The sequence below is a fragment of the Kitasatospora sp. NPDC001683 genome (assembly GCF_053596495.1).
In genome coordinates, this window is record NZ_JBSFGK010000007.1 from 1 (window position 1) to 14,097 (window position 14,097).

At 73.0% G+C, this 14,097-nt stretch carries 11 protein-coding genes; 4 read left to right on the forward strand and 7 right to left on the reverse strand.

All coding sequences use genetic code 11. The features are described 5' to 3' along the window. Window positions 1-119: 119 nt before the first annotated feature. Window positions 120-2,372: a hypothetical protein gene (locus ACWCYO_RS05430; protein ID WP_270141103.1), complete on the reverse strand. Its 2,253-nt coding sequence runs from the start codon at window positions 2,370-2,372 to the stop codon at window positions 120-122. Between the two features lie 604 nt (window positions 2,373-2,976). Here ACWCYO_RS05430 and ACWCYO_RS05435 point away from each other — a divergent pair. Together ACWCYO_RS05435 and ACWCYO_RS05440 are read left to right on the forward strand one after the other, a co-directional pair. Next, entirely contained in the window at window positions 2,977-4,464 is a 1,488-nt protein-coding gene (locus ACWCYO_RS05435) for a flavin monoamine oxidase family protein (RefSeq protein WP_449783471.1), read from the forward strand. After that, entirely contained in the window at window positions 4,461-5,804 is a 1,344-nt protein-coding gene (locus tag ACWCYO_RS05440; protein ID WP_449783472.1) for a glutamate-cysteine ligase family protein, read from the forward strand. Before ACWCYO_RS05435 ends, ACWCYO_RS05440 begins: the two co-directional genes overlap by 4 nt. Window positions 5,805-6,032: 228 nt before the next feature. Here ACWCYO_RS05440 and ACWCYO_RS05445 read toward each other — a convergent pair whose 3' ends face one another. Beyond that, complete coding sequence (locus ACWCYO_RS05445; RefSeq protein ID WP_270141110.1) at window positions 6,033-7,061, reverse strand: DUF2690 domain-containing protein; 1,029 nt, start codon at window positions 7,059-7,061, stop codon at window positions 6,033-6,035. 369 nt (window positions 7,062-7,430) lie between these two features. Between ACWCYO_RS05445 and ACWCYO_RS05450 the strand changes: the two genes are divergently transcribed. Next, window positions 7,431-7,910: a helix-turn-helix domain-containing protein gene (locus tag ACWCYO_RS05450; protein WP_270141112.1), complete on the forward strand. Its 480-nt coding sequence runs from the start codon at window positions 7,431-7,433 to the stop codon at window positions 7,908-7,910. Window positions 7,911-7,993: 83 nt separating this feature from the next. Here the strand turns inward: ACWCYO_RS05450 and ACWCYO_RS05455 are convergent, their stop codons facing one another. Together ACWCYO_RS05455 and ACWCYO_RS05460 are read right to left on the reverse strand one after the other, a co-directional pair. After that, on the reverse strand, window positions 7,994-8,758 hold the full coding sequence (locus ACWCYO_RS05455) for a D-Ala-D-Ala carboxypeptidase family metallohydrolase (RefSeq protein ID WP_270141114.1): 765 nt from the start codon (window positions 8,756-8,758) through the stop codon (window positions 7,994-7,996). 59 nt (window positions 8,759-8,817) lie between these two features. Continuing rightward, window positions 8,818-9,537: a peptidoglycan-binding domain-containing protein gene (locus ACWCYO_RS05460; RefSeq protein WP_270141116.1), complete on the reverse strand. Its 720-nt coding sequence runs from the start codon at window positions 9,535-9,537 to the stop codon at window positions 8,818-8,820. A 250-nt stretch (window positions 9,538-9,787) separates the two neighbouring features. On the opposite strand from ACWCYO_RS05460, the gene ACWCYO_RS05465 reads away from it, so the two are divergent. Then, a complete protein-coding gene (locus ACWCYO_RS05465; protein ID WP_270141118.1) occupies window positions 9,788-10,996 on the forward strand; it encodes a 4-hydroxybenzoate 3-monooxygenase in 1,209 nt (402 codons plus the stop codon). On the opposite strand, the gene ACWCYO_RS05470 is transcribed toward ACWCYO_RS05465, so the two are convergent. The 3 genes from ACWCYO_RS05470 to ACWCYO_RS05480 form a co-directional block, all read right to left on the reverse strand. Then, a complete protein-coding gene (locus tag ACWCYO_RS05470) occupies window positions 10,981-12,621 on the reverse strand; it encodes a multicopper oxidase family protein (protein WP_449783473.1) in 1,641 nt (546 codons plus the stop codon). The genes ACWCYO_RS05465 and ACWCYO_RS05470 overlap by 16 nt on opposite strands. 128 nt (window positions 12,622-12,749) lie before the next feature. After that, window positions 12,750-13,433 carry a hypothetical protein gene (locus ACWCYO_RS05475; protein WP_449783474.1) on the reverse strand — a complete coding sequence of 228 codons (684 nt, stop codon included), beginning with the start codon at window positions 13,431-13,433 and terminating at the stop codon, window positions 12,750-12,752. A 191-nt stretch (window positions 13,434-13,624) separates the two neighbouring features. Further along, window positions 13,625-14,095 (reverse strand): ATP-binding protein, encoded by a 471-nt coding sequence (locus ACWCYO_RS05480; protein ID WP_270141123.1) that lies wholly within the window; start codon window positions 14,093-14,095, stop codon window positions 13,625-13,627. Window positions 14,096-14,097 lie beyond the last annotated feature (2 nt).

Sequence of the window (14,097 nt, forward strand, 5' to 3'; positions counted from 1 at the left end):
ACACCCCCCCCCCACCCGGCAACCCCTGCTACTCTGCGGGTGCCGGGCTTGGCCGCCGGCCCCCCCCGGGGGGGGGGGGGGCCCCCCCCCCCCCCCCGGCCGTTCGCCCGCGCTGCGGGCTACTTCTTCGTCTGCGCCACCGGGGTACGGTACGGGTGGTGGTGCGTGCTCCCGATGTGCAGCTCCTCGTCCGGCTTCCCGGCGAGCTTGGGCAGCACGTGGGTGCCGAACGGGTCGGTGACGGTCACGGCGTTGCCCTTGCGGTGCACCTCGTGCGGCGAGCCGATCGAGTAGGAGGCGAGCGCGATCCCGCTGCTCGGGGTCGCGCCGGCGCTCGGGGCGGTGCCGAACAGGGCGCTGGCCACGGTGAGGCTGGTCGGCGCGGTGCCGAGGGTGGTGAACGCGGACTGCTCGCCGCCGTAGACGCTGCCGAAGGCGGCGCCGCCGGTCACGGTGGTGCCGGCGGGCACGGTGACCGGGACGGTGGTGCCGGCCGGGCCCTGGACGGTGACCACGCCGCCCTGGACGTAGCCGCTGACGGTGCCGGCGGTCTGGGTCTGCCGCCAGGCGGTCTGCTGCTGCAGGGTGGTGCCCGCGTCGGTGAGGGTCTGGTTCACCATCGGGGTGTCGGCGGTGTACCAACCGCGGTACGTGGCGAGGATGTTGGTCAGGGTCTGCAGGGCGAGCCGGTCGTCGGTCAGGTTCGACTGGTGCATGAAGAACGGGCGCGGGTCGTTGCCGAGCACGTACCCGAGGGTGATCTTCACCTGCAGCGGCAGGACGTAGTTCGCCCAGCCGGTGGTCAGGTCCAGCGGCGTGATGCAGGTCGTGGTGGTCGGATTGGCCTCGCAGTTGCCGCTGCCGCCGTTGGCCTTCGAGGTGTACAGCCAGTTGTACTCGCTGACCTCGTCGGACTGGGTGGAGACGTTGTAGAAGACGTTGACCGGGTGGCGCGGCACGCCGAGCGCCGAGGCGATCTGCCGCTGGCCGGTCTCCCGGGAGGCGTCCACGCCGAGCCACTGGATGTTGTTCTGGGTGAGCGCGGCGAGGAAGTTCGGGTTGTCGTAGGGCTGCTGCGGCAGCATCACGGTGCCGGAGTGCTCACCGGCGATCAGCTCGCCCGGCCGGAACGGCAGTCCGTTGGCCTGGCCGAACTGGATGTTCTGCTGGATCTGGCTGTTGACGGTGCCCTGGTCGACGTACTGGATCGCGCCGGTGGAATCGGTCTGGCACTTCCACGGGATCACGGTGAAGTTCTGCACGCAGCCCAGGAACGGGTGCTGGTAGGTGTGGTTGAGCCACATGAAGCTGTTCTTGTTCGCCAGCAGGGCGGTGGTCAGCGGGTCGGTGCCGCCGTTGGCCGCCGCGTAGTCCAGGCTGGGGCCGCCGTTGAACAGGAAGTCCAGGGTGTAGTTGTTCTGCTGTTCCCAGGCGACGGTGGCGGTGACGTCCGCGGGCGTCATCCGGATCGGCGTGGTCGCCGGGACGGTGCCGACGCAGTCGCCCTCGCCCGGGGTGCAGTTGCCGACCTGGCTCCACCGGGAGTTGGCGTTGAAGAGGTCGTCGATGTGGGCGGAGAAGTAGTTGCGCCAGTAGCCGAGGTGGACGCCCTTGGTGACCCAGTCCACGATGCCGTGCGCCAGCAGTCGGAACTGCTGCTGGTAGTAGTTGTAGGCGAAGGTCAGCACCAGTTGCTGGCGCCCGCCGGAGGTGTAGACCCCGGCGAGGGTGCCCTGGGTGGTGGTGCCGGGGATGGTCTCGGTCAGGAACGGCTCGAAGTGCGAGCCGGTGGCCGGGTCGTCGGGCAGCGGGGTCGGCAGGTAGCCGTACGAGCCGTTGCCGCCGGCGGTGCCCTCGAAGGCCACCGGACCGTTCAGGTAGCGGAAGGCGTCCGCGCGGGCGGAGGCGCTCGCGGTGGCGGTGGTGGCGTCCAGCGAGCCGGACCAGGTCGGGGCGGACAGGCCGGTGTTGGCGCCGGGCCAGACGTAGGCGTCCACCTGCCGGACCTGGTAGGTCTGCTCGTACCCGCTCAGCGTGCTCAGTTCGGCCGCGGAGAGCTGGGTCGGCGCGTCGTTGGGCAGCACGACGCCCTCGAAGTGCCCGTGCGGGGTGCCGTCGGCCAGGGTGTCGGCCAGGAAGCCGGCGGTGATCGTGGCCCGGCCGCTGCTGGTCAGGTCGATGACGGTGGTCGGCACGCCCTCGGCGGAGAGCTGCTGCCGGATCCCCTCGACCCAGGGGTTGCCGTCGGTGACCACCAGGACGTTCAGGTCCACCCGTGAGCTCGTGGCCGAGGCCGGCACGACGGTGGCCAGCCCGATCACCGCGGTGGCGACGGCCAGTGCGACGGCGGGGAGGAAGCGGAAGGCTCTCACGCGAAAGCCCCCTGCGGTATTACGGTGAGTCGACTCATGGGAGCCGATAATGCCCGGCCGGATCGGCCCGGCGCAGCAGCCTGGGAACAAGATTTACCAAGGGCTGAGGAATTACTGACAGAAGGTCGTCCCGGCGCTGGTCCACGCTCAATGTCCGGGGCGTGAACGGAATTTGATGAAAGCATGGCCCATCAGCGCCACGACCAGCGCCGTCGGCCGTTCCAGCGCCTTCAGAACGGTCGGATCCCACGGTTTCTGGCGAGCGCCTGACAATGCCTCCGGGCCGCGCACCGCACCGGCCTTTCGCGCCGCGGTAGGAATACCGGCCGGGTCGATTTCCGGCTCCCCGCGAAGGGCCGCCCCGGAGCGGACACCGGTGCGCCGCCGATGCGTCCGGACCACGTCGCCGGGATGCGCCGGAACCGGGTCACCAGGTGGCAAGATTGGCCCTGCCCGCCGGACCCGTCACGTCACTCGCGTCGGCGCCGCCGAGTGGCACACGAACCAGGCCTGGACCAGGCTGAGGCGGAAGTCCGGTCGCCAGATGGGTACGGTGTCGATGTTCGATACGAGCTTTGCCTTCCCGCGTTCCCTGTTGAACCCGGTGACCGGTGCCCGAGGGCGGGTCGCCGTCATCGGCGCAGGCGTCGCCGGCCTCGTGTGCGCGTACGAGCTGGAGCGGCGCGGCTTCGACGTCGTGGTCTACGAGCGGTCGAACCGGCCAGGCGGACGGGTGCGGACCCACCGCTTCTGGGACGGCACGCACGTGGACCTGGGTGCCATGCGCATCCCCGGCAACCACCACTGCGTGCTGCACTACGTCTCCCGGTTCCGCCTGGAGACCCGCCCCTTCGTCAACGCCAACCCGCGCGCCTACTACCACCTGCGCGGCCGCCGGGTCCGGGTGCGGGACGTCGCCACCATCTACCCCGCGTACGCACTGCGCCCCGGCGAACGACAGGCCCCGACCCCGGTGCTGGACCGCCTCCTCGGCTCGGTGTGGCGCACGCTCACCGTCGAGCAGCAGGAGCGCACACTGGCCGGTCACTGGGACGACCCGGCGCTGGAGCGGGCAGCCTCGATGTCCCTGTGGCAGTTCGTCCACGAGCACCTCTCCCAGGAGGCCTGGGACCTCATCGGCCACGCCAGCGGGCTCGCCCACTACGAGCAGTCCTCGCTACTGGAGGTCCTGGTCGACTACTTCGGCCTGTTCCACGAACGGCAGGTCGAGCTGGTGAACGGGCTGGACGCGCTGATCCACGCCTTCGTCCGGGCCCTGCGCCCCGACACCCTCCGGCTCTCCAGCCGGATCGACGAACTGGCGCTCACCACGGACGGCGTCCGGATCCACGGCAAGCGGCTCGGCGCCCCGCTGGAGGACCACGCCGACTACGTGGTGTGCTGCGTCCCGGCGCCCGCCCTCGACCAGATCACCGTCACCCCGGGACTGCCCCACGTCCAGCGGCACGCCGTGCGCGGCATCAGCTACGCCAGCAGCAGCAAGACCGTCCTCCACCTCACCCGCCGCCGCTGGGAGCTGGAGGACGGCATCCACGGCGGCGGGAGCTTCACCGACCTGCCGATCCAGCAGTGCTGGTACCCGTCGGACAACGCGATGCCCGTCACGGACGGGGTCAACGGCAGCGCCGACCACCGCTGGGCCGCCCGCGACCCGCTGCGCTCGGCCGAGCCGACCGCCCTGCTCGGCGCCTACCAGTGGGGCGCGAACGCCCGGCGCTTCGCCGCGCTGCCGCCGGCGGACCGCGACACCCTGGTCCTGGACTGCCTCGAGCGGCTCCACCCCGGCGTCTCCGCCGACGTGGACGACATCGTGCACTGCGACTGGGACGTACAGACCGGCATGGGTGGCGGCGCCTTCGCCCACCTGACGCCCGGCGAGCACACCCGCTACCTGGCCGTGCTCGGCTCACCCCACCCGGCCGACGACCCGCGGGTCTTCTTCGCCGGCGAGCACCTGTCCGGCGCCCACGCCTGGTGCCAGGGCGCCGCCCGGTCCGCCCTCGACGCGGTGGGCGCCCTCCTCGACCGCGCCGGCCACCCCCGGACCGCCATCCGGGTGGGCACCGGGTGACCGACCGGGAGCTGGCCCGGGACGACCTCCGCGCCCCGTTCCGACCCGCCCGGAGCGAGCAGGTCGGCATCGAGGTCGAGTGCGGTCTGCTCGACCCGGCCACCGGGCTGGCCGCCCGCTACTTCGGGGAACGCGGCGTGCTGGCGGTCCTGGAAGCGGTGCTGGCCCACTGGGGCGGCGAGCGCCAGGAGGACGCCGGACGGCTGACCGGCGTGCTGCGCCCGGACGGCAGCCAGATCAGCCTGGAGCACGGCGGCCAGCTCGAGTACTCCTCGGTGCCCGTCCCGAGCGTGGCCGAGGCGGTGTCCGACATGCGCGCCGCCCTGGAGCAACTCGCTGACCTGGCGAGGCGGTTCGGCCTGGCCCTGGTGCCCGGCGGCAACCTCCCGTTCGACCGGCTGGCCGACATCCAGTGGGTGCCGATGACCAGGGGCGCCATCATGCGGGACTACTTCGCCGGGCTGGGCGCGGCGGGCGACCGGGCCCGGTACATCATGGCGCTGTCGCTGTCCACCCAGGTCACGCTGGACTACCTCTCACCAGCGGACTTCACCGAGAAGCTGCGCGCCCAGATGGCCGCCGCGCCGGTCGTCGCCGCCCTGCTCGTCAACTCACCGATCCAGGAAGGACGTTCGGAAGGCCTGCTGTCCCACCGCAGCTGGGCCTGGCTGCGGATGGACCCGCGCCGGGGCGGCGTGCTCCCGCCCGCGCTACGCCCGGACGTCAGCGTGGACGACGTGATCGACTGGGCCCTCGACATCCCCCTGATCCACTACCGCACCCCGGACGGCCGCTACCACCCGGCGCCCGACCGCCCCTTCGCCGACCTCCTCCGGCACGGCTACGACGACGGGTCGCGCCCCACGGCCGCCCACTGGGCCTCCCACCTGAACCAGCTCTGGACCCACACCCGGGTCCGCAACACCCTGGAACTGCGCGGCTCGGACGGTCCGCCGTACCCGTTCATCGGCGCCGTCCCGGCGCTCTGGACCGGTCTCACCTACCACCCCGAATCCCGCGCCGCCGTCTGGAAGTTGCTCGGCCACCACACCCTGGCGCAGCACCGCGCCGCCCTCACCGAGCTGCCCGTGCAAGGCCTCGCCACCCGCCTGGGCGACGACCCCGTCCGCCCGCTGGCCGCCGAACTGCTCCACCTCGCCCGGGCCGGCCTGTGCGCGCGCGTCGCGGCGGGCCTCGAACCGCCCGACGTCCCCGGCTACCTGGACCCCCTGAACGAGATCGTCGCCACCGGCCACACCTTCGCCGAGCAGGGCCTCCGGCGCTGGCACGGCGAGTTCGGGCGCGACCCGGCGCGCTACGTCGCCGCCCACCGGGTCTGAGGCCCACCGGCCGTCAGAAGCCTGTCAGAAGCCCGTCAGCAGTACGTCAGCGGCCCGTCGATCCGGGGACCGCACGTGTGCGGAGCGGTCCCCACCGGGGGACGCACCTGCAGGTCCGCAGGTCCCTCCGGAGGTCAGCCGCATGAGTGCTGATCGACAGGAACTTCGTCCGGTGAGCGCCGCTCACCGGTGGCCGGGCACCGTCGCCGCCCGGCCACCGGGGCGGTCTCACGGCGTCGGTACGGGCGTCGAAGTCGGCGTCGGGCTCGGCGTCGGGGTCTCCTTCCGCGGAGCCTCGGTCTTCGGGGCGGGGGTGGGCATGGCGCTCGCCCGGGCGGCGGGGTTGGTGACCAGGGGGATGCAGCCGTCGCCGCCCGGCTGGTGGCCGCACACCCGCAGGGTGGTGTCGGCCGGGCCGGCGTCGACCATAGCCGAGTAGGCGTCGTAGCCCCAGTGGATCAGGGCTGTCTCCTGCCAGCCGGTGTTGTTGGTGATGGTGGCGGTGTCCCCGGGGGCGCCGTCGGTGAGCCCCGCCCAGGCGGCGCGGCAGCGCGGACTGTAGTGGAGGTAGAGGATCACCTGGCCGACGTTGCCGGTCAGCAGGGTGTGGTCGTCGTCCTCGCACCCCATGACCTGGGGGTCCTTGCCGGCGCAGCCGATGCCCTGGCAGAGCCCGGTCGGCCCGGCCGCCGCGGCGGTGGTACCGGCGTTGCGGCCGTGCAGGTACAGGCTCGCGACCACGACGAGCGCGACCGCGAGGGCGGCGGCGACCAGGGTCCACGGGCGGCGCCATCCGGCGATGCGGGCGAGGACGGCGGAGAGGTCCGTCAACCGTTCGCCCTGCGGTACGGGCGGAGCGGAGAGCTGGACCGGCGCTTCGGTCGGCCGCACGGGAACGGGCTCCGGCACGGAGCCGGGAACGGTGACCGGCACGGGAACGGAGACCGGCACCGGAACGGGAACCGGCCCGGACGCGGACCCCCCGGACGCGTCCCGCGCCGCCTCGGCCTGCCGCAGCAGGGAGGTCAGCAGCTCTCCGTCGCAGTCCACGGCGGCGATCAGCCCGGCCAGCGCCTGAGGAGTGATCAGACGCTTGCCGTTGAGCCAGCGTTCCCAGGACGCCTTGCTGAGGTAGGTCCGCTTCCCGAGTTCGGCGAGCGAGATCCGGTGCGCGTCCTTGACCGCGCGCAGTTCCTCGGCCAGGCGCCGAGCCGGTTCCGCAAGGTCGTCAGGAAGCGGTTTCCAGGACTGACTCATCGTGGCGGGCACCTCTGGCGGGTCGGCGGCAGACATGGACTGATCCAGTTTCAGATGATCAGTTTAATCGCACCCCGCCCTCGACCCCCGCCGCCCGCGGTGCACCGTCTCAACCGTCTCCACCCCGGTGTCTCAAGCCCCAGGTCAGGGGCCCTGATACGGGTCGCATCGTCTCAGAACCATCGGAGACGGTCGAAGATCGAGGGGAGATCCCGCAGAGTTGGCCGGACCGGTAGCACTGAGGTCAACAGCGCTCCTGGTGCGGGTAAAGCCGAAGGCGTCAGGGCAGCGGACGCCTACGACCCGTCACCAGGTCCTCCACACCGCCGCACCGGTCATGTGTCAGAGCACTTTTCGGGGAGAAGCCTCATGGGCCGCCAACACGCGTCCGCCACCACGTCACCGTCCCCCGCCGACCGGCTCGCCAGCGAGCTGCAGTCGCTGAAGTCCGGGTCGGGCCTCACCTACGCCCGGCTCAGCGAACGCACCCACTACGCGAAGTCCTCGTGGGAGCGGTGGGTGAACGGGAAGCAGTTCCCCCCGCGCGACGCGGTGCAGAGCATCGCGTCCGTCTGCGGGGGCGACGCCGAACACCTGCTGGAGCTGTGGCGCCTCGCGGACAGCCGCCGCATCACGTTCACCGCACCGGGCGCCGCCCCGGCTCCCGGTACGACGGGCCCCGAGGCCGCCCCGGCCCACGGCGGGGGCCCGGCCGAGGACGCGGACTCCCCCTGCCCGCACCGTCGGCAGGCCGCCCTGCTGCGGCGAGTGGCCCTGCTCTCCCTGGCGCTCGGCGCGGGCGGAGTGCTGGCCGCCACCGGCCGGCGGCCGTTCCGGCGCGGAGCCTGACGGCGGCGAGCGGCACGACGCAGCGCGGCACCGCGCCCCCGTGGGGAGGGCGCGGTGCCGCGGTGTTCGGAGGGCGCTCGCCGTTACGCGACGCCGTCCTGCCACCACCAGAAGCCCGACCCGTAGTTGGAGTGCTCGATCCGGCTGTCCACGTGCTGCCAGGAGACGGTGTAGGTCTCCAGGCCGGAGAAGCCGCAGGTCTCGGCGATCCGGTAGACGGACAGCGTGGACAGGCCGGAGACCGCGATGTCGGCGGCCACCCCGTAGGTGTGCATGGAGTTCCCCGCGCCGCCCACCGAGGAGTTGTACGCGGTGCTGCGGAAGCCGGAGTTGATGGTGATCGCGCGGTCGCCCGCCTTCTTCCGCAGCGCCTCCAGCTTGTACATGGTGCGGCGGACGTTCTCCTGCACCTCGCCGGAGCCGACGTTGCCGCCGCCGAAGCCCGAGCCGTCGTGGCTGGTGAACTCGGACCAGTTGAAGTGGGCGGTGGAACCGTCCGACTTCTCCAGCGAGTTGAGCACGCCGAAGGTCTGCGGGCCGGCCACGCCGTCCGCGCTCAGCCCGTACGCGGCCTGGAAGCGGCGCACCGCGGCGGCGGTGCCCGGCCCGAAGGAGCCGTCCACGGCCACGTAGGTCTGCGAGGCGGAGTCCGCCGCCCAGCCCGCGACACGGATCTGCAGCTCGGCCACGGCCGAACCGGAGGAGCCCTCACTGAGGTTTCCGGACCAGCCGTAGGCGGCCGCCGGGCGGGCGAACCCGATGTTGGCGACCGCGGCGAGCCCGGCCGCGGCCACGGCGCCGGTGCCGTAGCGCAGGAGTGCGCGGCGGTCGAGGGAAGAGCTGTTCACTACGTGCTCCTTCGAGGAGTCGGCACGGGGAAGACGTCAACAGGGCTGTGCGGGGCCGATCAGTACCAGTTGTGGGCCTGCCAGAAGCTCCAGGCCGAGCACGGGTCGCCGTAGCGGCCCTTGATGTAGTCCAGGCCCCACTGGAGCTGGGTGGCCGGGTTGGTCTGCCAGTCGGAGCCGGCGGTGGCCATCTTGTCGCCGGGCAGCGACTGCGGGATGCCGTACGCCCCGGAGGACGGGTTGGTGGCGTAGACCTTCCAGCCGCTCTCGTGGACGTAGATCTGGTCCAGGCAGCCGAACTGGCCGCTCACGCTCCAGCCGTGGCTGGGGAACTTCCACTGGGCGGTGATCTGCACGGTCCGGGCGACGCCCATGGCGTTCATGGTGGCCGGGCCGGCGATGCCGTCGGCGCTCAGGTTGTGGGCGCGCTGCCAGTCGGTGACGGAGCCGGTCGTGCCGGAGCCGTAGGCACCGTCCGCGCCGGCGCCGGCCGCGCGCTGGACCTCGGCGACCTTGTTGTGCAGGGCGAGTTCGGTGCGGGCGCCGTACACACCGTCCTCGTCGAGGCCGTTGTCGTGCTGGAAGCTGCGGACGGCGGCGGTGGTCTGCGGGCCGTAGTTGCCGTCGACGCCGCTGCTCGCCAGGTAGCCGATGCCCACCAGGTTGCGCTGGACCCAGGTGGTGCTGTCCAGCGCCTGGGCCTGCGCGGGCAGCAGGGCCATCGCGACGAACGCGAGCACGGCCACGGCCAGCCCGCGCAGGGTCTTCTTCACGGTCATTCCATCCCCTCCGGCGCCTGTCGGGTGATCAGGCGGTGCCGCCCACTCTCGGGGCCGGACGGCCGTCCCGCCACGGGTCGGCGGCACCGGGGACGTCCCGGGCAACTCCGGGGACGCGGTGGGACGGCGCCGGGACGCCGCCGGGACGGCCTCGGGACGCTCGGGAGGCGGCCGGAACGGCCACCGGGCCGGACCGGGTCGTCCGGGCGCGGTCCCCGGTCAGGCGCTCGGCGACTAAGCTCCCCGTACTGTGACCGAACGTCAGACCATCCGAACAGCCCGGGAATCCGCCGACGTCCTCATCCTCGGCGCCGGACCGGCCGGCCTCACCCTCGCGAACCTCCTGCACGCCGCCGGGATCGACTGCGTCGTCCTCGAACGCGCCGACCGCGCCCACGTCCAGACCAGGGCGCGGGCCGGCTTCCTCGCCGCCAACACCGTCCGCGTCCTGGAGCGCCACGGCCTGGCCGACGGCCTGCACCGGCGCGGCCGCCCGCACGGCACCTGCGAGTTCCGCACCGAGGACGGCAGCTTCCGGCTCGACTACGGCGCCCTCGGCCGCCACGAGCAGCACACCGTCTACCCCCAGCAGGACCTGGTCACCGACCTGTTGACCCACTACCTGGACGCGGGCGGCCGGATCCACTTCGAGACCGAGGCCCGGACCGTGCAGGACGCCGCCGGCCCCCGCCCCACCGTCGCCGTCCAGGAGGCCGACGGCCGCCCCGACCGCTGGCGGGCCCGGTACGTGGCCGGCTGCGACGGCCGCCACGGCGCCGCCCGGCGCTCCCTGCCGACCGGCACCCTCCGCCACCACCGCGACCACGGCGTCACCTGGCTCGGCCTGCTCGCCGAGGCACCCCCGAGCCTGGACGCCGTCGGCTACGCCCTGCACCCCCACGGCTTCGCCGGCCACATGGCCCGCACCGCCGACATCACCCGCTACTACCTGCAGTACGAGCGAGGCATCCCCGCCGACGCCTGGTCCGAGGAGCGGATCTGGGCGGAGCTCGACCTGCGGATGTACACCGCCGAACACGGGCCGTTGCACCACGGCCGGATCCTCCAGCGCTCCGTCATCGACCTGGAGTCCGACGTGATCGAACCGCTGCGGCACGGCTCGCTGCTGCTGGCCGGGGACGCCGCCAGCCTGCCCGCCCCCGCCGCCGCGAAGGGCGCCAACCTCGCCGTCCTGGAGGCCGAACTCCTCGCCGAGGCACTGATCGACGAGCTCGCCCACCACGACTCCCGGGCGCTCGACCGGTACTCCCGGCGCTGCCTCGAACACATCTGGCGCGCGCAGGAGTTCGCGCACTGGATGATCCAGCTCCTGCACGCCCCGGCCGGACCGGACGAGGGCTCGTACTTCCACGAAGCCATGCGGCGCTCCCGCATCGAGTCCCTGCGCACCTCGCGCACCCACCAGGACTGGTTCGCCGAGAACTACGTCGGCATCTGACCGCCCGGCCGTCTCGGCTCGACGTACTCGACGGTCTGCATCATTCCGAGGTCCTCGTGCTGGAGCTGGTGGCAGTGGGCGACGGTGCTGCCGGTGAAGTCCTCGTACCGGACCAGGAAGGTGACGGTGTCGCCGGGCTCGCCGCCGGCCAGGTCGATGGTGTCCTGCCAGACCGGCGGGTCGAGCTGCTCGCCGTTGCGGTGGGTGACCAGGACGTGGTTGGTGTGCAGGTGGAAGGGGTGGCTGAAGGCCGGGTTGGTCTCGTCGGTGCGCAGCGTCCACCGCTCGACGGTGTCCAGCCCCAGGGTGTGGTTGACGTAGCCGGGGTCGAACAGCCCGTAGGCCGGGTCCCGGGTGAGGTCGCCGTCGGGGTCGGCGGCGGGGGTCGGGTTGCTCCCCAGGACGCGGAAGGCGTTGGGGAACGGCCCGGCGAGGACGCCGGGGTCGACGTGGAAGACCACCTCGCGGTCCGTGTCCGGGTTGGCGATGTCGTCGGCGTCGAGGAAGGGCTTGCCGGCCGGCAGGGTGGTCGGCAGGTCCATCGGCGGGTCGACCGGGTCGCCCGCCACCTGGACCGTCATCAGCGGCTCGGTCACCCTGTCGGCCCGCAGTTCGTAGCGGCCGGGGTCGCCGCCGCGGACCAGCACGTCGGCCCGGTTGCCCATGGCCAGCCGCAGCCGGTCGGTGGCGACCGTGGCCGGGAAGGTCACGCCGTCCTGGGCGATCTGGTGGAAGGTGAGGTTCTGCTCGCCGTCGGTGAGCCGCAGCGGCAGCGCGGTGAAGGCCGTCGCGCAGACCAGCCGCCAGCGCTGCACCTCGCCCGGGCGCAGCGTGAGGGTGGGGTTGACCGCGCCGTTGACGGTCAGGGTCGCCGGGACGGCGGTCAGCGCGTTGCCGGTGGTGAAGTCGGGGACCTTGCCGTCCTTGAGCCTGAGCTCGTTGACGCAGACCACGAGGTCGGCGGCCGCCGCGATCTCGGGCACCTCGTCGACGTCGCCCTCGACGATGAGGACCCCGGCCATTCCGCCGACGATCTGCACGGCCGTGGCGCCGTGCAGGTGGGGGTGGTACCAGTGGGTGCCGGCCGGGTGGTCGGCCGGGATGTCGACGGTGGTCAGGTACTGCGGCTCGGGGGCGCCGGCGTCGACCTCGTCGGCGGTGCGCGGGGCGAACTCGCGGTGCACGTTGTCGGCGTCCCCGGACGGGGAGACGTGCAGGCCGTGGGTGTGCAGGTTGAAGCTGTTGAGGTTGTGCGGCCGGTTGTGGCCGCCGCTGTGGGGCTCGTTCGGCGGCAGGCCGTTGACCTGGGTCAGCCGCAGGGTGTCCCCGCCGCGCACCCGCAGGGTCGGTCCGGGGATCGTCCCGTTGTAGGTGCGGGTGGTGGCCGTCCCGTAGCCGGGGATGACGGTGTCCGTGAACCGCACGTCGAGCGTCTGTTCCAGCACCGCCCTGGGCGTGCCGGGCACCCGCCGCCGGGCACGGACGGCCGGCTGCGGGAAGGCCGCGGGCGCGGGCGCCGCCGCCGCGGACTGCCGGGAGAGGATCCCGTCGGACGCCGCCACCAGGACGGCGGCGGGGAGCGCCTTGAACATCGATCGACGACTGATTCCGACTTTTTCGGTCATGGTCGGGCAATCTAGGTCAGCCCACCGGCGGCTCCCGGTAAGCACACCGCGCGCCCGCCGCACATTGGGCCTTCCGCACCACTCCCGCGGCACGGGCCTCGGGCCGGCGGACCCCGGCCGGCGGACCCTCAGCCCGACCAGACCGTCACCGTGGCCTCCACCTGGTAGTCCGCCGGGGCGATGGAGTCGATCCTGATCAGGGCGGTGCGGCCGCCGGGGCTCTTCAGACAGACCAGCGACCCGACGTTCACGTGGGCCGAGTCGCCCGAGTGGCTGGCGGCCCAGTCGGCGCAGGCGGCACCGGACGGCGGTGTCTGGCCCGTCCAGATGCCGAAGCTGTCGTGCTCGCTCTGGATCTCCTCCCGCAGCACGGCCGTGGTCGCGGTGAACCCGGTCGCGTAGATGCCCTGCGGGAAGCCGGGGTGACGCGACGGCGGGGTCAGGTCGAAGTCGATGCCGCCCTCCATCGAGATCCCCACCTGGCCGGTCCAGGCCACGGTCAACCCGGTCGGCGACGGCGCGGGCGGGGCCGGCGCGGCGGTGCTCGTGGTGGTGGCCGGCGCGGGCGGCGCGGTGCCCTGCGTCGACGCCGCGGTGCCCGCCACCGGGGCCGAGCCCGCGGGCGCGTCGCCCTTCGGCCGGATCGCCGTCCCCAGGATGAGCGCCAGCACCCCGACCGCGATCACCCCGAACCGGGCTCCCCCGGTCTTCGGCCCGGGCAGGCTGATCCCCGCCCCGCTCGCCGCCTCCTTCGCGAAGGCCACGACGAAGCAGAGCAGCCCGAACACCCACAACGTGATGGTTCCTGCCACGGCCCGTCCCCCATGTCCTGCCTGTGCCGACTGTGCTGGCTGTCCTGCCGCTGCTGCTGCGGTCGAACTCGCAGATGGTACCGGGAACCTGACGATCCGGCAGTCCAATTCACCCGCCGCCGCCATCCCCCCGGCAGCTCGGCGATCGCGCGGGCCCCTCGTCCGAACGGCCGACTCGTCGGTCGGCGGAATCAGCGACCGGGCCCGGCGGGGCCGGTGTCGATCTCGGCCCAGACCGTCTTGCCGTCGCGGTGCGGCAGCGCCCCCCAGCGGGTGGCGGCGTTCTGGACGATGAACAGCCCGTGCCCGCCGGGCAGGCCCGGGCGGTGGGGGCGGCGCGGCTCGGGCAGGTCGGTCGAGCGGTCGCCGACCTCGATCCGCAGGCGGGTCTCGGAGGCGTCCAGGACGAGGTCGACGGGGCCGCCTGCGTGCAGCATGGCGTTGGCGACCAGCTCGGCGACCAGGAGCACGATGTCGTCCTCGGCGCCGCAGGCACCTGTCGGCCACGACCAGTCGGCGATCGCCCGCGCGGTGTACGCCCGGGCTCGGGCGACGGGCTTCGGCAGCCCGGCCAGGTGCAGGCGCCGGCGCTGGCCGCCGGGCGGCAGCTTGGGACCGGTGCCCGGCCGGTCGCCGTCGAGGGTTGCCCGGCTGGTCGTCATGT